This is a genomic window from Halobacteriovorax sp. RT-2-3, from assembly GCF_047085075.1.
Taxonomy (GTDB): Bacteria; Bdellovibrionota; Bacteriovoracia; order Bacteriovoracales; family Bacteriovoracaceae; genus Halobacteriovorax_A.
The window spans coordinates 724,921-748,104 of record NZ_JBKIYF010000003.1 but is presented as its reverse complement, the minus strand read 5'-3'; the positions used below and the strand labels follow the sequence as shown (position 1 = coordinate 748,104).

The 23,184-nt window shown below is 34.8% G+C and carries 19 protein-coding genes and 2 tRNA genes; 2 read left to right on the top strand and 19 right to left on the bottom strand.

The window, feature by feature from the left end:
* Positions 1-129: 129 nt before the first annotated feature.
* Positions 130-1,626: a bacteriohemerythrin gene (locus ACMAYX_RS14190; RefSeq protein WP_103218545.1), complete on the top strand. Its 1,497-nt coding sequence runs from the start codon at positions 130-132 to the stop codon at positions 1,624-1,626.
* Between the two features lie 6 nt (positions 1,627-1,632).
* On the opposite strand, the gene ACMAYX_RS14185 is transcribed toward ACMAYX_RS14190, so the two are convergent.
* From ACMAYX_RS14185 to ACMAYX_RS14095, 19 genes are all read right to left on the bottom strand, one after another.
* Positions 1,633-2,613 (bottom strand): alpha/beta fold hydrolase, encoded by a 981-nt coding sequence (locus ACMAYX_RS14185; protein ID WP_412471032.1) that lies wholly within the window; start codon positions 2,611-2,613, stop codon positions 1,633-1,635.
* Positions 2,614-2,711: 98 nt separating this feature from the next.
* Complete coding sequence (locus ACMAYX_RS14180) at positions 2,712-3,275, bottom strand: outer membrane beta-barrel protein (protein WP_103218547.1); 564 nt, start codon at positions 3,273-3,275, stop codon at positions 2,712-2,714.
* Positions 3,276-3,395: 120 nt separating this feature from the next.
* Positions 3,396-3,483: transfer RNA gene (locus ACMAYX_RS14175), tRNA-Ser, on the bottom strand.
* Positions 3,484-3,497: 14 nt separating this feature from the next.
* Positions 3,498-3,583 (bottom strand) — tRNA-Ser (locus ACMAYX_RS14170).
* 59 nt (positions 3,584-3,642) lie between these two features.
* Entirely contained in the window at positions 3,643-6,810 is a 3,168-nt protein-coding gene (locus ACMAYX_RS14165; RefSeq protein ID WP_412471031.1) for a hypothetical protein, read from the bottom strand.
* 31 nt (positions 6,811-6,841) lie between these two features.
* Positions 6,842-7,831 (bottom strand): hypothetical protein, encoded by a 990-nt coding sequence (locus tag ACMAYX_RS14160; RefSeq protein ID WP_412470460.1) that lies wholly within the window; start codon positions 7,829-7,831, stop codon positions 6,842-6,844.
* Positions 7,821-8,660 carry a hypothetical protein gene (locus ACMAYX_RS14155; protein WP_412472094.1) on the bottom strand — a complete coding sequence of 280 codons (840 nt, stop codon included), beginning with the start codon at positions 8,658-8,660 and terminating at the stop codon, positions 7,821-7,823. Before ACMAYX_RS14155 ends, ACMAYX_RS14160 begins: the two co-directional genes overlap by 11 nt.
* On the bottom strand, positions 8,657-9,943 hold the full coding sequence (locus tag ACMAYX_RS14150; RefSeq protein ID WP_103218551.1) for a hypothetical protein: 1,287 nt from the start codon (positions 9,941-9,943) through the stop codon (positions 8,657-8,659). Before ACMAYX_RS14150 ends, ACMAYX_RS14155 begins: the two co-directional genes overlap by 4 nt.
* Positions 9,940-10,200: a hypothetical protein gene (locus ACMAYX_RS14145; protein WP_103218552.1), complete on the bottom strand. Its 261-nt coding sequence runs from the start codon at positions 10,198-10,200 to the stop codon at positions 9,940-9,942. Before ACMAYX_RS14145 ends, ACMAYX_RS14150 begins: the two co-directional genes overlap by 4 nt.
* Complete coding sequence (locus ACMAYX_RS14140) at positions 10,193-10,573, bottom strand: hypothetical protein (RefSeq protein ID WP_412472093.1); 381 nt, start codon at positions 10,571-10,573, stop codon at positions 10,193-10,195. Before ACMAYX_RS14140 ends, ACMAYX_RS14145 begins: the two co-directional genes overlap by 8 nt.
* A 55-nt stretch (positions 10,574-10,628) precedes the next feature.
* Positions 10,629-11,453 carry a hypothetical protein gene (locus ACMAYX_RS14135; RefSeq protein WP_103218554.1) on the bottom strand — a complete coding sequence of 275 codons (825 nt, stop codon included), beginning with the start codon at positions 11,451-11,453 and terminating at the stop codon, positions 10,629-10,631.
* A gap of 26 nt (positions 11,454-11,479) precedes the next feature.
* Positions 11,480-11,779, bottom strand: a complete 300-nt coding sequence (locus ACMAYX_RS14130) for a hypothetical protein (RefSeq protein ID WP_103218555.1) — start codon at positions 11,777-11,779, stop codon at positions 11,480-11,482.
* 1 nt (position 11,780) lies between these two features.
* On the bottom strand, positions 11,781-13,256 hold the full coding sequence (locus tag ACMAYX_RS14125; RefSeq protein ID WP_412463529.1) for an NADH-quinone oxidoreductase subunit N: 1,476 nt from the start codon (positions 13,254-13,256) through the stop codon (positions 11,781-11,783).
* Between the two features lie 18 nt (positions 13,257-13,274).
* Positions 13,275-14,807, bottom strand: coding sequence for a complex I subunit 4 family protein (locus ACMAYX_RS14120; RefSeq protein WP_392861301.1), 1,533 nt, complete (start codon positions 14,805-14,807; stop codon positions 13,275-13,277).
* Between the two features lie 18 nt (positions 14,808-14,825).
* Positions 14,826-17,009, bottom strand: a complete 2,184-nt coding sequence (locus tag ACMAYX_RS14115) for an NADH-quinone oxidoreductase subunit L (RefSeq protein WP_103218557.1) — start codon at positions 17,007-17,009, stop codon at positions 14,826-14,828.
* 21 nt (positions 17,010-17,030) lie between these two features.
* A complete protein-coding gene (gene nuoK, locus ACMAYX_RS14110) occupies positions 17,031-17,336 on the bottom strand; it encodes an NADH-quinone oxidoreductase subunit NuoK (RefSeq protein ID WP_103218558.1) in 306 nt (101 codons plus the stop codon).
* Entirely contained in the window at positions 17,333-17,866 is a 534-nt protein-coding gene (locus ACMAYX_RS14105; protein ID WP_393056979.1) for an NADH-quinone oxidoreductase subunit J, read from the bottom strand. The genes nuoK and ACMAYX_RS14105 overlap by 4 nt, the downstream gene beginning before the upstream one ends.
* An 18-nt stretch (positions 17,867-17,884) precedes the next feature.
* Positions 17,885-19,093 (bottom strand): NADH-quinone oxidoreductase subunit NuoH, encoded by a 1,209-nt coding sequence (nuoH, locus tag ACMAYX_RS14100; protein ID WP_412472092.1) that lies wholly within the window; start codon positions 19,091-19,093, stop codon positions 17,885-17,887.
* The gene (locus ACMAYX_RS14095; protein ID WP_103218560.1) at positions 19,093-19,509 is read right to left on the bottom strand and encodes an NADH-quinone oxidoreductase subunit A; all 417 of its coding nucleotides are present in this window, start codon (positions 19,507-19,509) and stop codon (positions 19,093-19,095) included. Before ACMAYX_RS14095 ends, nuoH begins: the two co-directional genes overlap by 1 nt.
* A 152-nt stretch (positions 19,510-19,661) precedes the next feature.
* On the opposite strand from ACMAYX_RS14095, the gene mfd reads away from it, so the two are divergent.
* On the top strand, positions 19,662-23,156 hold the full coding sequence (mfd, locus tag ACMAYX_RS14090) for a transcription-repair coupling factor (RefSeq protein WP_412472091.1): 3,495 nt from the start codon (positions 19,662-19,664) through the stop codon (positions 23,154-23,156).
* Positions 23,157-23,184: the final 28 nt, after the last annotated feature.

The following is a 23,184-nucleotide window of genomic DNA, read 5'->3' as shown; positions in this document are numbered from 1 at the left end:
AAGGTTTAAATTAAAAAAGTTGAAAAACTCAATGATTTCAATAATCTCTATAGTGGAAAATTCTTCTTTCCTGACTATTATCAGTAAAATTTCGCTCTAGAAACATGATATTCATCCGATAATGAGTGCATGAAAAATATAAACTATGTATTCACTCCATTATTTTTATCGACCACTATCACAGGACTTAGCGTTTACTATAGTCAGATTAGTCTAACTCAAGGACTTGCTTTCTTTAGTGCACTTATTCCTTTCACAATCTTTGCAGTTAAAGAAAGAAGAAAGCATCGAATTAATCTTCAATCATTTGTACAAAAGCTAGATTACTTACAACGAAATATCGTTGGAACGAATGCACAGTTTTTTGAATCATGTGAGCAACTAGACGAAAGTACAGAAGAGCAAGCAAGTGCCGTTATTCAAACAAGTGCAACGAGTGATGAAATCAGTGCCATGATTACTAAAACGACAGGATCTATTGACTCATTTGAAGCAAATATAAAAGAGATCAATGGACTAATCAGTAGAAGTGATCACTCTCTATCTAAACTTGAAAAGAATATCCAATCAAGTTTAACAACAAGTCGTGATATTACTAATTCTCTTAGTGATATCGTTGTGAATCTAAATGGATTCCTATCAACATTTACTGACGTTGAATCAAAAGCGATGCTTATTAATGATATTGTTTTCCAAACAAAACTACTTTCATTCAATGCTTCGGTTGAAGCCGCACGTGCAGGAGAACACGGAAAAGGGTTTTCAGTTGTAGCGGAAGAAATCGGTAAGCTTGCATCAACTAGTGGAGAAAGTGCTGAGGCGATCAATGCGACTCTTCATGAAGCACAATTAAAACTTAATACTCTAATTTCAAATATTCAAGAGAACAGCAAAAGCCTTAATGAAAGGCTTGATCAAACAGCTGACTCTTGTGACAACACACTTCAAGAATTTAGACACAGTTTTAATCAAACTAATGATGAAACAATGAAGATGAACGAGCAAATTCAAGAAGTAACAATTGCGGCGAAGGAACAGGAGAATGGTGTTATCGAACTTCGTGATGCAATTCACGCAATTAATAACTCGACTCAAAGAAGTGCACTTGTTGTATCGCAAACACTAAATCTAGCAAATACAATTAGTCAGTACTTAGGTGAACTTTCGGGATCTATTAATAACACTAAGAAAACACAAAATATTACAATTAATGAAAACATTGAATTAATCCCTTGGGAAGATAAGTACAACATTGGAATTTCAAAAGTAGATGGTGAACACCAAGAATTACTACGTAAAATTAATGGCCTTATTAATTCAATGAATACAGGTAGAGGTATGAAAGAAGCTTTCCAGACGCTTAAAGAATACACTGTGTTCCATTTTGATGAAGAAGAAGAATACATGTTAAGCATTAACTACCCTTCTTATGAATCACATAAAAGGGTACACGAGAAACTTCTATCTGCCGTAGCACGTTTTGAACAACAGCTACACAATGGAACGCTAGAAAAAGATAAGCTAGCAAGTTTCTTAAAGAACTGGTTATTTACACATATTATGGGTATTGATACTAAATATGCAGATCATGCGAAAAAGCAGCGAACGACAAAGTTCGCTGCCTAAGCAAAATTAGAATTCGGGATAAAAAACTTTCGCGAATCGAGAATAATTTTCAAATTGAGGCATATGCCCTAAGCCATCTAATTCAATCAATTTTAGCTTAGGGTTATTTTTCTTTATGTCTTTACCAAGTTTTTGATATTGACCAAGTTTTCTCTTCACACCTTTTTTCTTCCACCCGCGACCTGGACCAGTTCGGTCACGAGTTCCTAAAATTAAAACTGTTTTTGCTTTAATTTTTGGAAATTTAACAACAATATTATCATTGAATATTGGCCCGTAAGTTAAAGCGGCATTCCAGGCAACAACATCATAATCAGGACCATTTAGCCATCCTTTAAAAGGAGTCAGAAGCTCTTCATAAGAATCGGCCCAAGTGCCATCATAGTAGTTTTTCTTTTGATAGTTTCTCGCACCATCAACTGTTTTATTTTTTTCAATATTATAAAAGAAGTCAGGATCTTTATATTCAGCATAATCCAGATAGGCTTCAAGACCGATTGGATTTACTAGAATAATTTTTTTAATGTCTCGATACATTGAACCCATATTTACTGCAAGCATCCCTCCCATAGAGTGACCAACAAGAGTATATTTTTTTATGCCTATCGATTTTAGAAGTTCATGAGTGTTCTTGGCCAACTGAGGAAAGCTATAGCTATAGCTCTTTGGTTTAGAGCTTTTCCCAAAGCCAATTTGATCAGGAATGATAACTCGGTAACCTTTCTTCACAAGATCATTTGCGACTCTCTCCCAATAAAATCCTGCAAAATTTTTACCGTGCAGAAGTACTGCTACTTTATGTTTCGAACTTCCTATATCCATATAGCGCATTTTTAGCTTTTGCCTTTGTGACGAAAGTTCAAAAGTCTTTACAGGAAATGGATAGCTAAATTCAGTTAATTCAGCGTCAAAGCTCAATTCATTTTTTGTATTAGTGGAACAAGATACAAGAAACACCGCTAGAATTAGCGTAGTTATAATTTTCATTTTACATCCTTTGTTAGCTTTCTAAATTTTAAAAATGACTAACAAGGATGTAAACCCATCTAACAAAGAGTTAACAAATCAAATGTTTAACTCGGATATTAGATTCGGATACCAAATCCTAATGATGACTGGAGCTCTTCTTTATCATCAGTGAAGATAACATTTACACCTGCATTTAGTGTAAATACATTCATTAGATTTATCGCAAGACCTGTACCAGCGTATGGATTAACATAGGTAGCAGGCTCTACAATCGTCGTTACACCGGCTTCTGTTCTTTCGTACTTACTATCTCTAGCATGAGCACCAGCTCTCAAATACCAATTAAGTGCACGTCCAAGATTAAATGAACTTCTAAGCCCAAGCATATAATTTGTCGATGAATCACTAATATCAATACCTGAATCAAATGACTCATCTTCCTTGGCCTGAGTTACCTCTGCTTCAAGTGATAGGTACTTTGGTCCATAATTAGCTCTAAGGCCATAAAACAGGCGACTAGACGTATGAGGAGTAGGAAGAATTTTTTGTACACGCTCATATCCTACAACTGGTTCAATTTCTAGATTGCCACTTTTAAAGCCACCAAAACTTCGCCCTTGAGCAAAAGTAGAAAGAGAAATAATAATTGTCAGTACTGCTAATAATAGTTGAGTCTTCATGAGCTTATTATCGCATGTCTATAGGGGCAACGTATCGAAGGGGTAAATTTGGCCTAACCTTAAATTTAGGCACAAAAAAAGATCGCTTTTGCGATCTGATAATAATTGGGAATTTTAAAATGGCGGAGAAGGCGAGATTTGAACTCGCGGTACCCGGAGGTACGACACCTTAGCAAGGTGCTGGATTCGGCCACTCTCCCACTTCTCCATTAAGAAAAAAAGTGGCGGAGGACACAGGATTCGAACCTGCGGAGCTCGCGCTCAACGGTTTTCAAAACCGCCGCTTTCGACCACTCAGCCAATCCTCCGCAAAATACAAATATTTTGCATTCGTGAGATATATTATTAAGATTCTTACACACATTTGTCAACGCTTTAATGCATTTATTAATGCAAGAATATTTTCCCTGTCTCTTGCAGCTGGGCTAAGCGTCAAATATCTCTGAAATTTATCAATCGCAAGGTTAGGTTGACCTAGCTCTTTATAGAGAAATCCCATCATCTTATTTAAGTCCGCATCGTTCGGATTAAGCCTGTTAGCGCGCTGAAAGAACTGTAGCGAGGGTACAAACTCTCGTGTTTGAAACGTTAGCTTACCCATTGAAAAGATGGCATCAAAGTAGTTCTTATTAATCTGGATTGCCTTAGATAAATTCTTTTTGGCCTCCTGAACTTTTTTGCCTATTAAATAAATTTCTCCTAGTACATAGTAACCAAATTCAGAATTAGGATGCTTTTCAATTTCAACAAGTGCTGCTTTCTCTGCTTCTTTAAACTTTCTCTGGCTGAATAAAATTTTAGAACGATAATAATTAATTCTAGGATATGTAGGTAATCTCTTTTCTAAAATATCGATATGTTGATTAGCAAGGCCAAAATTATTCATATGAATATAAGTAATAATCAACTTCTCTCTTACAAGAAGATTTCCAGGCTCATAGACAAGTAACTTAATAGCATTCTCTACAAGTTCTTTATAATTTCTTTCAATTTCTGAAACTTCTACTAAGTAAGAATAAAGTGCACCATCTTTCTTATTAAGACGATCTAGCACTTCTTTCATTTCACGATAAGCTTCATAGTTTTGATCACGATAGTAGAAGACAGCAATTTGGCCATATAACTTTGGATTATCTCTATGCTCTAATAATTCTTGGCGTAGATATCCAATAGCGGTTGTAACACCGTCTGTTTCATAAAGGACCTTACTATTTAAAATCTTATAATCAATATTAGAAGGATTCAGTCCCATCGCTTCATTAAGGAAAATCTTAGTTTGTTTGAATCTCTTATTCTTAAAAGCAATTTTGGCCATTTCAAATTGAGCAACATCACTTAATGGGTTAACTCTTATGGCTGCTTTAAATTTATCAAATGCCATTTTATCATTTGAAATAAGATTGTAGTAAAGACCAAGTAACATATGAAATTCAAAGGTCTCTCTAAACTTCTCACTTGTTGAAAGTGCCGATAATAAGCGTTTGGCCTCATCCTTCTTATAAGACATTATATTGGCCTTAATAAGTGCGTAGTTGATACGTGGGTTAACTGGATGTAATGCTCTTAGCTTTGTAAGCGTCGTGATAGCAAAGTCAAAATACCCTCTTTTAACTTGCAACTCTGCTAAGTAGAGTTTTGCATCAATACTTGTTTCATCTAATGAAACAGCTCTAAGGGCCAACTCAAATGCTCTATCCCAGTTTAGAAGAGCGACTTCGTCCTTAGATTGTCTAATTAAGACTTTAATCTTACTCGTTGAAATAACCTTCTGTGTAAGATCACTACCTGCAACATCCAAAGTTGCTAGAGTGTCGCGTAGAGATTCGTCATCATATATTTTTAATGATTGTTGAAAAAGCTTAGTCGCACCCTGGATGTCTTTATTATAAGCTTTAACAAAGCCCATAAATTTTAAACCCTGAGCAAAATTATAAGGAGATCCACCACCGTATTTTGCAATCAAAATTGATGCAATTTTATTAAGCTCCCCCATCTTTTCTAACTCTAAAAGTAAATCACCATAGATGATTAGAAATCTATAATCACTTTGAAATTTAGACTGATTCTCTGTAATAAGCTTTAAGGCCTGAGTACTATTTTCATTTAAAAGCAAATAATTAACCATCGCATCGATAGATTCGACGGTTCTAATTTTTGCGTTAAAAAGCTTATCATAGACAATCTTTGCCTTTTCAAGCTCTCCCGCCTTAAGTAGATAATTTAGATAAATTGAAAATAGCTTAATCGATGGTTTATTTGATTTTAAATAATTATATCTTTCTATTGTAAATATGGCAGTTTCATACTTTTGAAAGTAAGCATAGAATTGAGCTGCACCAATTACAACGTCAATATCAGATAAGAGCTTCGAGTCTTCGATTCTAATCAACTTCGATAATACTTGTCCCGCTTCAAACTTATTTTGAGTATCAATTAGTAAATCACTATACGAATGAATTAGTTTACTTATCGCCGGATTACCTGAGAACTTATATCGAAGCGAAAGATTAAATTTGTTTGCAGCACTGATTCTGTTTACGAATCCATCTTTTTTAAAAAAAGCCAAACCTTCTGTATAAGCAATCTGAGCCTTTTGAGGCTGTGCGATTTCAGTTGCAACAGGGAAGGAGATTTTTGGAACAACTACTGTCTCAATTTCCTTCTTTTCTTCCGGCATTAAAAATATAATGGCCACGACCAAAAAGAGTGCAACAGTAAGGTTTCTTTTCTTATTACTTGTTACTATTTTTTTCTCGGCCTTCTTCTCGATAATTTTCTTTTTAGGCTTCTTTTTGAGTCTACGCTCTTCTTGCATAATCTGAAGTTCAATATCACTATAATCTTCAGTTTTTGTAGGAAGCTCTTCCCTCTTAAGTTCTGCAAGATTAAACATCTGTGTTGCAGCATCTGCATCTACGATTTCTTCAGGCTCTGGCTCAGGCTCTTTTTCTTTGGATTCACCTGATTCACCATTATCATCATCTTCGTCATCAAGATCAAATTCATCTTTGAAATTATTGATGACAACCGTTTTTGCGATATCCTCATCGTCATCTGCTTGCTGCTTTTGTTTTTTGAGACTTGAAACATTAACAAGAACTGTTTTATCAATTGCAGGAGGCTCTTCCTCTAATTCGACTTCGTCTCGTGCTTCATCTTCAAGCTCTTTTTTCGCTTTAAATTTTTCTTCAATTTCCTGATAGTCGATATCAATATCTTTATCTTTCGAAAATTTGAATTCATTAAATGCGGTTTTATCTTCGCCTATTAACGTATGATGTTTTTGCTCACTATCTGTTTGAGCATATTTCACTTCTTTTTCTGTTTTATCTTTAACTTGTGTAGGCTCTTCTATTTTTCTGAAAAGGTCACTAAGTTCTGGAATAGCATTTACAGGGGCCCAATCCCCTGTTGGAAATTTTTGGAATAGACACGAATCATCGATTGCATCTTTATGACCCAGCTCAATTAATTCGGAAAATACAAAGGGGCCCAAAACCTTATTTGCTTTGGTTTTGACACGAAACTTTATCATGCCTTTATTATCCTAAGTATATGAAATTAAATCAAATATAGGCTTTGCGTGGACTATTTTTCACAATACCAAAAATATTTTGCCTGTAAGCTAGCGAAATAATCAGGAATATCGTTGAAAGTAACTGTAAATTCGTTAAATAATCAATATGCAAATAAACGATATGCCCAATAAGAAATAGATAAGCTACATGAATAATGCTCATGAGCTTAGAAACTAGTGGCGAATAATCAACTTTATTTGCAAAAACTAACAAATATACGACTAGAAATAACTGATAAAAACTATCAAGACCAAAAGTCGGCAAATAGATAATTGCACTTGCTAAACAAATCGACATCAATTGAATCGCTTGAAAGCGAGTATCTACTTTAATAAAAGAAAAGATAACTTGCAGACTTAGAAATAGAAGATAGAAATAAGGACTAAGCTCAATATTTAAACCAATAAATCTCTCTAATACTGAAAGACAGAAAATATACTGTAGAATCGAAAGATAAGGACGATTCTTCTCTTTAGGCATTAGTAGTGCCGTTGTTACGACAATCAAAATTTCGTAAAAGAAGTTACCCAACTCTACGCCTTGAAATTCTTTCACAAAGAAATAAACAACAGCAATTACAATCCAAGCAAGTATATAAAATAAACTATGTTCGCTTTTTTTATCTGTATCGAAGAAACATAAAGCCCCTAAGAGAAGAACAATATCCGTAACACCTGTAAAATTCCAAATATTAAAAAGTGAGAACCAAAGGAGCGTAAAACCTTTGAATAAAGATCGAAGATCTCCCTTACTATTAAAAAAGAAAAAAGAGAAAGTTACGGCCATTACAGCGAAGTAGCTTCTTTCTGTTGAAGAAAAAACATAGTCTTTAAATAAGAAATAGAAAACACCCAGAAATATTATTGATAGTATTGAAGTTCTCTGCTTCTCATTAATTCCAGAATACTTTTCTAAAATTGAATTTAAAAAATATGTTACAGGATAAAAAAGTAGTAATGAATAAAAACTAGCTTGCATGGTTTAACTCCACACTCTTATTACAGAACTCGACAAAAATTGAGAGTAGAACAACTAACGGTATTAGCTTCGCTAGTCCAGTAAGAAATGAAAGGGATAAAATAATCGTTAGCATCGCTATATTCGATGTAATGATAAATTGTAAGCGATCCTTATATCCCTTAATAAATTCAGATAGGCCGAGTAAACTTAAAGCCGTTAATAATAACGGTAGGCCATGAACTTCATTTAATAATAAAATAGATATCGCAAGGATATTAATTGAATTAGTAACGCCTTCTCTGAAGTGAAGAAAAACTAATAAAATTACAATTAGTGGTATTACTAACAAAAACGTACTTACAACATAATCAGAATAATTAATTAAAGTTAAATATTTTAAGATGAAAAGTGATAAAAAAACACTATCGTCTTTAGAGAAAAATATGAAAATCAAAGATGATATGACAAGCGCGTAAAAAAGGTAATAAAACTTATCTTTAAAAATTAACAGTCCTAATAAATTTATAAATAAATAAGCTAAAAACTTAAAGTTATGTAACTTAGCAATTGATAGTAGCGACATTGATGCCAGTACAAATGTTGCCAAGTTTGCTGCACCAAATGTGACAAAGGACAACGGTGCCATCAGTGTTAAACTTAATGAATCTGACTTTCTCATTAAATAAAGAGTAAAAAGCGCCCCAACCACAGGAAGAAAACCAAAGTTTATCCCTAAACTTAATCCTGAAAAACCAGTGTAATACATTACACCACTTAAGAAGAAGCACAGAAGTGTAGAAAGGATGATCGAAGTCGCAAATGTTAGATGATCTCTATTTATTCTCATTTAGTTACCACCTGAATAATTAATACTAGAAAATAAGTGGCCATAATTATCATGCTTAATGCTCGTACACTACGATATGATAGAGCAAATACGCCCAAATGCGATTTTTGAATATTAAACTGCTGCTTAGAGCTATCCTTAAGAGCAAATACTCCATCTAAAAATGCAAATCGCTTTAAGTTACCTAAATTAATTTTTGTTCCGATTAAAGAAACACTAACCGGTAATTTCGATACAAATCCAAACACTATAAGACTCAATATAAGATAAGAGCTAATCGCATAATAAATAGAAGTCTTATCAACCTCACCGATGGCCCCTTGAAATAAAATTAAACCGAATGAAATTAGGCTCATTGTTATCAAACTATAAAGAAACTCAAACCATTGTAATCCGAACTTATTGTGTATTGTTGAATCCGTATTAAGTAATAAGATTATGATGGCAATAACAAAACTCAAAATAATAATTGTTAAATTTTGAATAGAGAAAGCTAATGTGAGTAAACCAACTATCCAGATCTGATCAAAAAGCTCATAAGAAAAGTACTTTTTTAGTACTTCTGACTCTAAAACTAATAGATTCTTTGTTGTAATAAGTGACTTACTTACGTAATAAAAAACTATAATCGACATAAGTAAGGTTTCTAAATTCAATAGTACCGCTATGATTGAAGAAAGTAAGAAAACTGTTTTAAATATAGTTGCCTTACTGATTACAGTTATAAATAGTAAAATCGACAATGAAATCAGAAAAACATTAAGCGTTGGAGATATATGCTGAATATTAGAAAGCAATAACACTGACATGATCACACCGTCAGTAATTGCAAAATCTTCATCGCTTGAGTGCATAAAACTTAAAAGTAAATATACTGTAAATAAATACTTAAAAGATGTAGATTTATCGACCAAAGTTAAAAAGCAAATAATTGCAATCTTCAAAATATCCAAAGAGCGATATTTTAAATCAGGCTTGGCAAAATTAAATAAACTACATGCACTAAAACCAATTATCTTTAGATTTATATCAACTGGCAGAAGTAAAACTGCAAATGGAAGTACTTCATAAACCTTACGTTGCCCCTGATCAATAACTAGATATGAGAGAACGAAAGGTATAATTGTATTGAAAAAATCAAACTCGACACCGGAGAAGAAATAAATAAAGTTCAATAAAATAGGAAAAATACTAATAAATGCTTTTCCATAATTATTTATACGATTACTAAAGTGTAATCCTATTAGAGAAAGGATAAATAATGAGATATTTATATAAATCATTTTAACCCCTGCCTTACTTTAAACTCTTTAAAAATAGAATTAATGATTAAGAAGATTGGTGCAGAATAAATAAAGATCATCACACCATCTCCTAAGCTAATCGACTCTTGTACTCTTAAATCGATCAGTAGTAGAAAAATTGTGATAATAGTAAAAAGAGAAAACAGCTTCTTAGTAAATCTCTTCGTAAAAAGATAAACGCCAATATTTATAACAAATAAAATTGAAAGAAGTGAAAATGGATCGATATTATGCATTCTTATCTCCATCTAAATTTACAATTGATAAAAATGCTATAAACACAAGCAAAACACTAAATTTCATTAATATTGTCCAATCAACATGTGTATCGACATTAAAGTTATTAATGGCCCCAATTAAACCACCAGAACTTTTAAGGTGATAAATATTAACAGAAAACACACCTAGTATAATTGTCGTAAATAAAAAGTACGGTAAGTATTCAAAACGCTTAAAGCGTACTTCTGAGGTTGGAAAGCAATATTCAATAACACTTAAGATTAATATAAAAAGTGATAAGAAAATAAATAAGAAATACAATAATACCGTTGAAGATACTCCTAGAAAATTTAGAAGTAACATCGTAAGAGATATTGGATAGATAATCATTGTATATCTCTTTCTAGAGAATGCCGCTAATAAGAAAAATATTATAATTAAGATATTAAAATACATTGAATACCTTTGTTATACATAGAATCATAACAACCACTAAGCTATAGACAGTTCTACTTCTCGCACTAAGAAGTATTGTCGAGTAATCTTTCAAAGGCTGAAATTTTAAATATGTATTACTTAAAATAATTAACACTGCCTGAAAAAAGAGTACAAATAACGTTAAGACAAAATAATATAGTGGTACTGAATCAAACTTAGCTTTAAATAAATGTGACCAATCACTATTAGTAAAAGTTAAATTAATAAAGAATAAAGTAACTAAACACTGATATAAGAGTCTAACGTAAGAACACTGTATGCTTATATACTTCTTATCTGAATAAATAGTGCCGGCCTTAATAACTTCAACTTCAGTAGTATAAAAAAGAATTAATAACGGTAAGCTGAAACAGAGTTTTAAGAGAAAGATATTTGATTGAATCAGGGAATAAACTAATAATAATATGCTTAGGATAATTGCCTGAGTAAGTACAATTTGTGTTTTTTCAATTATTTCTGAACGAATAAGTGATAGCCTAAATCTGAAAATACCTACAAAAACTGTAGTTGCAATAATTAGAGCATAAAAAGGCAAGATGTAGCGTATTTCATTAGTTAATAAGAAATATGCACTAAGTGTTTGTCCAAAAATAGCTAAAAACAAAATAACTATAAAAGAATTAAAACTTAGAGCATCAACTCTTTCAATATTGTGAGTTGAAGCTAAGTACCTCTTTAAACTTAAGATCGGTAGTATCTCTTTTGAATTAAGAAGAGAACCCATTAATTGAATAACGATAAGCCATAGTGGCAAAGTAATAATTAGTTCCAAGAACTATCCTCTTTAATTTTAGATAATTACAAAATTAGTAGTATTAAAATTGTAGCAAGACCAATCAATATTGAATACGCTTCTTTGTAAAAATCTAGGGTTTGAGCACCTAGAATCACTACTGTAATCATGGCCACAACTTGAAAGACAATAAGAAGTTTAAAAGTAGCTTTAAGTGATTTTAAATTAGATTTGGCCAGATGAGACTCGCGATTAAGTTTCTTAAATGGAGCCTGGGCCACTTTAGGTTTGAAAAACAAGGGGTAGCCTAAGACTACCCCAAGAATTAAAAAGAAAATTAAAGATGTTAGTAGTACTAATTCCATACTACTTAATTAGGAGCAATGCTCCGTTAGCAAGAGCGATAAGCTTTTGCCAGAAAATACCAAGAAGTACAACTGGAAGCGTGTAAGCTCCGATTACTAGTTGGTTTACGAATCCTAGGCCACCAATTTGCTCATCAGACTCAGCATCTTTAAGAACCATTACACGAACAACTTTCATGTAGTAGTAAAGAGAGATTACAGAGTTAAGAGCTGTGATTACCGCTAGTACGTAGAATTTCTTATCAATAATTGCAGCTAGAATGTTGAACTTAGCAACGAATCCAGATAAAGGAGGAAGACCTGCTAAAGAGAACATTGTAATTGCCATAGCAATTGCCATAGCCGGATGCTTTTTAATAAGACCAGAGAAACGATCGATGTGATCATTACCGTAGTGATCTTGAATAAATGAAGCAACATAGAAAGCTACAAGTGTCATAAATAAGTAAGTTACAGAATAGAAAAGAATTGCAGTCCATCCTGATTTACCAAGTACGATCGCACCAAGCATCATTACACCAGCGTGTGAGATTGAAGAGAAAGCTAGCATTCTCTTAATTGAGCGCTGACCGATTGCTGATACGTTACCAACTGTCATTGTAAGAGCAGCTACAATACTTAGAAGAACTAACCAAGAGTCCTTAAGAACACCAACATCACCACCAAAGAATACTTGAGTAAGACGAGCAAATGCTACGATACCTGCAAACTTAGGAACTAGTGAGAAGAATGCTGTAACTGGCAGAGGTGAACCTTCGTAAACATCTGGAGACCACATGTGGAAAGGAACACAAGAAATCTTATAACCAATCCCTACAAAGAAAAGTAGAAATGAAGGAATAAGAATTGCTGTTTGCTCAGTTGAAAGAGTTGTTAGCATTGGCATAAGTTCAGAGAAGTTAATCGTTCCAAGTACACCAAAGATGTGACTCATACCAAATAACATCATACCAGCTGTTACACCACCATATAGAACATACTTAAGACCTGCTTCAGTTGAACGTTCATCGTTCTTCTTAAGAGCGGCCATTGCATATGAAAGTAGTGAAAGTGTTTCAATACCTAAGTAGAATAGAAGCATATTGTTTGCAGAAGCTAGAAGCATCCCACCGACTAAAACTCCCATTGCAAGGATTGTGTATTCAGCTTTAGTTCCTTCGTAAAGATCTTTTGAAATCTTAGAAAGATAAATAACACCAGCTGTACTTAGGATCATTACGATCTTTGCAAAACCTGAGAAGTGATCAATAACTAAAGACTTAGTAAAAATTTGTGTTGGCTCAACACCAAGTCCTTTGACTTGATAAATAAGCGCACAAAGTAGTCCAAGCATTGAACCCCAGTAAAACATGTTCTTTGAGCTACCTTTTTCATCATTTCCGTAAGTAGCTTCGATGAGGATTAAGGCCCCCATCGTGAAGCATATTAAAAGCTCCGGAATATAATGTGAGATACTCGCTAAATAATTTAAAGCCATCACTTCACCTATTGACTATTAAAAAGTCGCTAATAATGAAACTAGTTTACCTACAGAAGCCTTCATCATATCTAGTAATGGAGATGGCCAAATACCAAATAGGATTACTGCGATACATAGTGGAACCATGTAGAAGATTTCTCTAGCATTCATATCTGTATAAGATTTGTTTTCTTCAATAACTTCACCAAAGAACATTCTCTTGAACATCCATAGAAGGTAAGCAGCACCAAGAAGAAGACCAACAACTGCAAGAACAGTAATTGTTGTAAATCTATTGTAGATCCCTAGGAAGATTAGAGCTTCAGAGATGAAACCTGAAAGTCCTGGAAGACCCATTGATGCGAACATCGCAATGATGAAAACAATCGAGAATTTTGGTAATTGTGTATAAAGACCACCAAAACCTTTAGTTCCGTCTGGTCTAACGATCCATCTGTGGTGAGATCTTTCATAAAGAATACCAATAAGAAGGAACATCATAGCTGTTGAAGTACCGTGGTTGAACATCTGAAGAACAGCACCGTTCATACCTTGAACTGTCATAGCAGCAAGACCTAGCATTACGAATCCCATGTGAGAAACTGAAGAGTATGCAACAAGTTTCTTAACATCTGTTTGTGCCATTGCACAGAACGCACCGTAAATAACGTTAATTAAACCTAGCCATGCGATAGCATCTGCAAAGTAAACAGAAGCTGATGGGAAGATTGGGAATGCAATTCTTAGGAAACCATAAGTACCCATCTTAAGTAGTACACCGGCAAGGATAACTGAGATCGCTGTTGGTGCCTGTACGTGAGCGTGTGGTAGCCAAGTATGGAATGGGAAAACTGGAACCTTGATTGCAAAACCGATGAAAAGTGCTACGAAGAATACTTTTGCAAATGGAAGTGCCATACCAAAGATATTTACAGTTTCGTTTACAAATTTACCGCCTGAAAGCGCTAGAATATTGAATGAATCAACACCTTGTCCTGTTACGAAGTATAGTGCAACCATACCAACAAGCATTAGGATTGAACCAAAGAATGTATATAAGAAGAATTTAACAGCTGCATATTCTCTGTTCTCACCACCCCAAATACCGATAAGGAAGAACATTGGGATTAGCATTACTTCCCAGTAAACATAGAACAGGAAGAAATCCATTGATAAGAATACACCGTAAACAGTTGATTGAAGCATTAGTAGTAATGCAAAGTATCCCTTAACTTGCTTTTTAACTGTCCATGAAGAAAGGATACAGATCGCAAACAGTAGCGAAGTTAAAAGAACCATTGGTAATGAAATACCATCAATTCCTAGGTGATAAAAAATGTTAAACTGTGAAATCCAAGAATGTTTAATTGTAAACATTTCTTGCATACCTGGCACAGTGTTGTCGAATTTCATGTATAGACAACCTGATAAAACCAGCGTGATCACAGTATTAATCAAAGACCATACTCTAATTGCCGTCTCTTTCGTCTTAGGTAATAAAAGTACCCCAAGAACACCGATCATAGGCATCCACAGAATCCAACTTAATAGATTAGAATGTGCGTTCACTGTAACTCCTTAATTCTCTTATAAAGCTAAAATATAACCAAATAGTACTAAAATAATCATTGCGATGTAGAACTGGATCTTCCCGTTTTGGAAAGTTCTTAAGATAACGTTAAATAAACGTACACTTGCACCAGTACCATCTACCATCATTGTGTCGACAAATAAGTTATCGAACCACGCAGAAACTCTCATAATAAACTTCGTAACTGAAGCCCAACCATCAACGGCGTATCTGTCATAGAATCCCATGTCAAACTTAGCTAATAGGTTGTTAAATGGAAGTAATCCCTTCTTGATGAAACCACCAATATAAAGATCATCCATAAAGTATTTATTCTGTAGAGTTCTGTAATAACGGTTAAACGAATTAACCCAGAATCCTGGATTCCATTTACCCCATAGGTACATCATCATCGCGATGAATACACCAGAAAAAGCAATCACAATCGACATACCAGCACCAATATAGTGAACCTGGTGAATGTGGTGAGCTTCTTCCTCAGAAAGTCCGTAAGTTGAGTCATACTTAGAAGTTGTAAATGTACCTTTTTCACGTACATCAATTTGTCCAAGTTGCTCACGCTTATAATTTTCAAACTGACCTTTCTTAGGTTTTTGAATTAAAGTTTGGAACCACTCATATTTTCCGTTTGCTTTATCTGCAACTTTAACAAAACCTTGTCCTGTTAATGAACCAGAGAACCAAACACCAAGAGTAAATACCGCTAGGATAAGTAGAGGTACGTTTCTGTTCCAAGTTAGCTTTTCTTCATGACAGTGATCGTAAACTTCTTTGTCTCTTGGCTTACCGTGGAAAGCAAGGAACATCATACGACACATATAGAAAGCTGTAAGAAGTGCACCCATGAAACCAAGAACTGCCGGAGCAATCATTACTGGTGAGTGAAGTGCCTCAATTAAAGCATCTCCTAGAATTCTATCTTTCGATACGAAACCTGAGAAGAAAGGAATACCTGCAATTGCAAGAGTACAACACCACATTGCAATCCAAGTAAATTTCATTTTATGTCTTAGACCACCCATTCTTGGCATCTCTTGTACGTGAGCATGCGTGTGGTGATCGTGAAGTGAGTGAATTACAGAACCAGCAGCTAGGAATAAACATGCCTTGAAAACAGCGTGTGTAATCAGGTGCATGAATGCAGCATTATATGACCCAACACCAATACCAAGTACCATGTAACCTAGTTGAGAGATTGTTGAGAAAGCTAGTACCGCTTTAAAGTCTGTTTGAACTAGTGCAATTGTTGCAGCACCGAAAGCAGTAATACCACCGATATAAGCAACAAGAGTTAATAGTCCACCAGCATCAAGAAGCGGGTAAATTCTTAGTGAAAGATAAACACCAGCAGCAACCATTGTCGCAGCGTGGATAAGTGCAGAACATGGAGTTGGACCATTCATCGCATCTGGTAGCCAAACGTTTAAAGGGAATTGCGCTGACTTACCAATTGTTCCCATAAAGATACAGAAACCTGCAAATGTTGCTAGAGGGATACCAAGTACCGCCTGACCAGCTAATCCACCAGCATCGATTGCTTTATATAGGTCTACAAAACTTACTGAACCAACAACAGTCCAAAGAGCAACAATACCTAGAAGGAAGAAAACATCCCCTACTCTTGTTGTCATGAAGGCCTTAACGTTAGCAGCACCAGCAACTTCTTTCTCGTAGTAGTGACCAATTAGAGAGTATGAACAGAATCCCATAAGCTCCCAAAAGATAAATACTGAAAATAAGTTATCTGAAAGTGCAAGACCAAGCATTGCAGAAGTAAAGAGTGACATATAAGTGAAGAAACGACCGTTTCTACCGTAGTTCATGTCATCTTTCATATACCAAGTTGAGAAAACGTGGATAAGTGTAGCAACGGCCGTAACCATCATAAGAAGTACAGCAGTCATGTTATCAATATAGATACCCATGTTTACTACGAACTCTTGCCCACCACCAGTTAGGTCAAACCAAGTGAATACTTTGTGAATGTGATAATTAGCAGAGTACGTTCCGAAAACGAAGTCGCTAAAAATTCTCCACGCATAAATTGTCGAACCTGCGATTGCTGCACAACTGATTGCTACAGCTGTTCTAGTAAAACGTGAAGCGATAAACGCATTTATCACGAAAGCAAAGAACGGTAGTAGAACAATTGGAGCAATACTTGAAATCGTATAATCCATTTTTTTCCCTTATATCTCTAATTAACTTTTTAGTTCAGTTGCATCATCAATATGAATCGAATCTTTAACTTGGAAGAAACGAATCACGATTGCTAAACCAACGGCCGCTTCAGCAGCAGCAACAATAATAATGAATAGTGACATGATATTTCCGTCAATATTCTGGTTTGCGTATCTTGTGTACGCAGCAAAGTTAAGAGCAGCTGCGTTTAAAATTAGCTCAACACCAAGAAGGATCGCGATAATATTCTTTCTCGCTACCATTACTGCAATACCTGCAAGGAATAAGAAGAAAGAAATTAGTAAGTAAGAAGATAAAGTCATCATTTTTTTAATCTCCTTGGTCTAGAAATTACTGCAGCACCAACAAGTGCACCTAAAAGAAGGATTGAAGAAATTTCGAAAGCTAGTACGTGATCTGTAATTAGCTTAGTTCCGATCTCTTCTACTGTTGATTGCATATCTTCCAGTTGCACATGTTTTTGAATTTTAAGTACAGGTGCTAGGATTTTCATTAATACAAAACTGATTACAAGCATCATGATTGCTGCAATAGTGTATGTCTTAGTTGTTCCCATTGCTGCTACTTTCTTGATCCCTAGCTTATTGTAAGCTTGTTCGATACCACCAGTTAACATGATGGCAAATAGCATGAGAATTACAACACCACCTGCATATACAACTAATTGAGTAGCAGCTAAGAAGTCAGCTCCTAAAGTTGCATAAAGACCAGCTACTCCAAAAAGAGTAAGTAGTAGGTAGATACATGCATGCATTAAATTTTTTGAAACGGCGACAAGGAATGCTCCTATAACTGTAGCCGCTGCTGAAATTAAAAACATTGTGTTAATAAACATTTCAAATATCCTTAAATATTAGTGTCCGCCCGCACCAGCAGATGCAGATGCGATAACTTTTCCAAGAATTGCCCACATAGACTTACCGTTAAATAGGTAAAGCCATACAGCACAACCAATCATATTAAATAGTGCAATTGGAGTTAGATATTTCCAACAAAGTACCATTAGAGAGTCAACTCTCATTCTTGGTAGTGTCCATCTGATCCAAATTACAACGTAATAAAGAGCAAGAGTCTTAGTTACGAAAGATCCAAGTTGTAAAAAGTTTCCAATTTGCTTACCGATCATAGGGTGAGCTGAAGGAATAAGTTTATTTACGAATTCACCTGAACCAAGACCGAAAGGAACTTGATAACCACCTAGGAATAAAGCAGCACAAACACCACAAACAACGAAAACTTCGATGTATTCTGCAAGTGCAAAGAATGCAAACTTCATACCTGTAAATTCAGTGTGGTAACCAGATACAAGTTCTGATTCCGCTTCAGGTAGATCAAAAGGAGCTCTGTTTGTTTCAGCAAGTGCACCAATAAAAAGTACGAAGAACCCAATAAAAGTAAATGGGTTATGAAGAACAAACCATTGGTGTGGTAATCCACCCTGAGCTTCTGTAATTGTTTTAAATGATAGTGAACCAGTCATGATTACAATTGCTAGAATTGAAAGAGTTACTGGAACTTCGTAAGAGATGATTTGTGAAGCACCCCTCATACCACCAAGCATTGACCATTTAGAGTTAGATGCATAACCACCAAGGAAAATACCTACACCTACTAATGATGAAACACCTAGTAAGTAGAAAACACCAACATTAAGGTGAGTTAGAGTAAATCCACTTGAGAATGGTACAACAGCAAGTGACATGAAAACACCTACTAACGCTAGTAGAGGTGCAATGTTAAATAAGAACTTGTCCGCATCACGTGGAACAACGTCCTCTTTAAGAATCATCTTCACACCATCAGCTAAAAACTGAAGAATACCAAAAGGACCAACACGGTTAGGACCCTGTCTCATTTGAAGGTCAGCAGAAATCTTTCTTTCAGCATAAGTACCAAGACCACCTACTGTAGCAAGAGCTCCAACAACGATTAATGAGAAAACTAAGAAAAGTAAAAACGTTACGATTCCAGTTGCATCAGTTCCTAAAAGTTTTGATAGTGCATCCACGGCCATTGAGAAGCCTGGTGCTTGTGATAAATACGATACAATCGTTGAATTCATTATTTATCCTTTCCATTAATATTTGCTTGGAAAGATTTTACCCAATCAAGGTCACCTTTCTTCCAGCAATAAACTAAACCTAAACTTAAAATAACAATGAATAGAAGAAGTGATCCAAGAACTGCACCACCCTGTCCGATGTCGACAAAGTTTTTATAAACTGTTGCAACAGGGAACATTAAAGCTCCTTCAACATCAAAGATTAAGAATACTAGAGCGATAACATAGAAACGTACGTTAAAGTTAGACCACGCAGTACCAGTTGGTTCCTCACCACATTCATATGGCGTAAGTTTCAATTCTGTTGGATTATTTGGCCTTACAAGACGACCGACAAGTAATGTTCCAAAGAAAGCGACTACTGCTACAGCGGCTAAAATTAACACCGGCATATAGACGTCAAAGTTTTGCGACATCGATTTATCTCCATGTATAAGTAAAGTAAGTTCCCAAATATTACACGATTACTAGCACTTTGGAAATAAATTGGCCCCTCTTTTTTTGAGTAATATCTTCTATTTAGTAACGCATGGGCCAATGCATAAATTCTTTGTTCTCACTATATTTTATGTTAAAAAACGACATGGATTTATTTGCACCACTACGCACAAAACTAGAAAGCTGGTTAGACACTAGGCAACACGACCTTACCATTGACGGTATTAACAGGGAGCACTGGGCATTTGCTAAGTTCTTGTTACAAGAAAAAAATGGTAAAATTAATCCATCGAATTTATTTATTTTTGAAGATTATGATGATGCAGAACAATTTTATGAGCTAGTCAAAACAAGCTTTTCTAAAACAAAACTTATTTTCTATCCAGGACTAGACGCGTCACCATATTCAGGAATGTTTGCGTCAGAAAGTGCACAACTTGCCCGACACTCAGCATTAGAAAAAATTATCCGTTCAGAAAATAGAGAATTAATAGTTATCACTTCAATAGAATCTCTTGGACTAAAAGTTCCACCAGCTAATTTCTTTAGCGATACAAAAATTGAAATTAATGAATCTGATATAATTTCTCCTGACGAGTTAGCAGGAAAATTAGTTCAACTTGGCTACAGTTCTTCTTTCACTGTTGAGGAACAAGGGACATTTTCTAAGAAAGGTGAAATCTTTGATATTTATCCAGTTGGTCATCATCCAATTCGAATTCATTACTTCGATGAAATGATTGAAGAAATTTATGAAATTGATAAAGAAACATTAAAGACTATTAAAGATAAAAAACTTGATTCAATTATTATAGCACCTGGGCCAACTATTTTTTGTGAATCTCAGTATTCAAATAATCTAAGAAATAATATTCCGCGACCTAGAGCAAATCAAAGAGAGTTATTAGAAAAAAGAAATGATATCTTCAGTAAGCTTTCAAGTGGAATGCTTTTTGAAAATCATCCGATTTATACACCACTCTTTTTTAATACAGAAGAAACACGCACACTACTCGATTATATAGATGATAATTGGCTAGTTTCAATTTTTGATCGCGATAATGTAGAAGACTTTTATTCTAATTATTGTGATGAGCTAGCGAAAGATTTTGAAGACTGTGAAGAGCTACTTCCTGAACCAAAATATTTTTATGACTTATCAACAATTGAGCGACTGAGAGATATTGCTTGTCTAAATCTCAACCATTTAAATATTACTGTTAACCTTGATAATGACAGTAATATTGTGGATCTAGGATTTAGACCTTTTAAATCTTATATCTCTTACCACGATATTAATTACTTAGTTAAAAAGGATTTTTTAACAGGTCTTTTTAAGCATATTAAAAGTGAATTTAAATATTCTGGAAAAATCATTTTCACAATTCAAAATGAAAATTCACGCAAAGAAATTGAACACTTAATTGAAACATTTGAAGTTGATGGTGAAATTAAAAAACGAATTGAGTTTGTACCATTTAAATTAAGTGAAGGCTTCTTCTATCCTAGTGATAAATTACTTACTATTTCAGATAGTGATCTATTTTCAATTAGAAGAGATAAGGCCAAGGTTTCAAAAATTCACGACTACGATCTCTTTGCAGAACAACTTGCTTCACTAAAAGAAGGTGACTACGTCATCCACTCTAAGCATGGTATTGGAAAGTATTTAGGTTTAGAAGCAATGGACATTGGTGGTTCTAAAACAGACTATTTGGTTCTTCTTTATAAAGGTAATGATAAAGTATTCGTACCAATTTATAAGATGAATCTAATTCAAAAGCATGCTGGCGGCGAACTTAATGTTAATGTCGATAGCTTAAGAACTAATAAGTTCTCTGCCCTAACTTCTAGAGCACGTGAATCGATTAAAAAGTTAGCTTTTGATCTTTTAAAGCTTCAAGCAGAAAGAGCTTCTGCTAAGGCTTTTCAATTTTCTCCTCCTGATCATGACTATAAAGAGTTTGAGCTTTCATTCCCATTCAATGAAACTCCAGACCAGAAAAATGCCATCGATTCAGTAATTGATAAAATGCAAGCAAGTACAGCGATGGATTTTCTTGTGTGTGGAGACGTTGGTTTTGGTAAAACAGAAGTGGCCATGCGAGCGGCTTTTAAAGCAGTACTTGATGGAAAACAAGTAGCAGTATTAGTTCCAACAACGGTTCTTGCCCTTCAACATTATAATTCTTTTGTTAAACGCTTTGAAAAGTTTCCAGTTCGAATTGATTATCTTTCACGTTTTAAAACTGGAAAGGATGAGAAAGAAACAAAGGAAAAATTAGAAAAAGGCGAAATTGATATTATCGTTGGTACTCATAAACTTCTTGGTAAAACTATTCGTTATAAAGATTTAGGTCTTGTTATTGTCGATGAAGAACAACGCTTTGGTGTTGGCCATAAAAACCAACTTAAACTGCTTAAGTCATCAGTTGATTTCTTAACGTTAACAGCAACTCCAATTCCTAGAACGTTACAATTATCTTTCTTAGGACTTAAGGATCTTGCACTAATTAAGACGGCTCCTCCAAGAAGGCAGTCTATTAAAACTTATGTTATTAAAGAAGACGATCATACGATTCAATCGGCCATTAATCGTGAATTAAAGCGTGGTGGCCAGGTCTTTATCGTACACAATCGCGTTCAAGATATAGAAAATTACACTGCATATATTAGGGAGCTAGTTCCTGATGCAAAGATTGTTTTTGCTCACGGACAGATGGCCGAAAAAGAACTCGAGTCGCGAATCTCTGCTTTCTATAGTGGTGCTTACCAAATCCTTATTTCAACGACTATTATCGAATCTGGAATTGATATACCAAATGCAAACACAATGATTGTTGATCGTGCAGATCGCTATGGACTAGCGCAGCTTCATCAACTTCGTGGACGAATTGGTCGATCAGACAAGAAGGCTTACTGTTACTTTGTCGTTCCAAATAATCGCAATATAACTGAAGTAGCGGCCAAAAGACTAAAGGCACTACAAACTTATGCTGACATGGGAAGTGGCTTTCAAATTGCAAATTGTGACCTTGAAATTCGTGGTGCAGGAGATATTCTCGGTGCTCACCAATCAGGACATATCGAGGCCATTGGTCTTGAGCTTTATATGGAACTTCTTACAGAAGCAATTCAAGAACTTCGCGGTGAAAAGAAAGTTATCACGAAGGATATCGAAATCAATACTCCGTTTGCAGCATTCATTCCTGCTCACTTTATTAGTGAATCGAGTGAGCGCTTAAAATATTACAAGCAGCTATCTAACTCAAAATCGATCGATGAAATTACTGCATTGAAAGAAACAATCTTTGATATCTATGGGCCAGGCCCTGAGGAATTTAATCAGCTTATTGCTATTCTTGAGGCACGCTCTCACCTTATGCCTTGTGGTGTAAAGTCAGCGCAATTAATAGACAATACTATCGTATTTCAATTTGATCAGAATATGGTTGAAGCCAATGAACAGCTTCGAAATAATATTTTAAATAACTTCTTAGCAATGCCTCGAAAATATCGTTTCACACCGGACTTCAAGCTAATTTTTACGAATAAAACGACAATATCTCCGAGTGGATTAGTCGAGTTCTGTCAGGAAATTGCGGAAAAAATAGTTCCATCTTAGTGAAATTTATAAGTTTTTAAGAATTTTT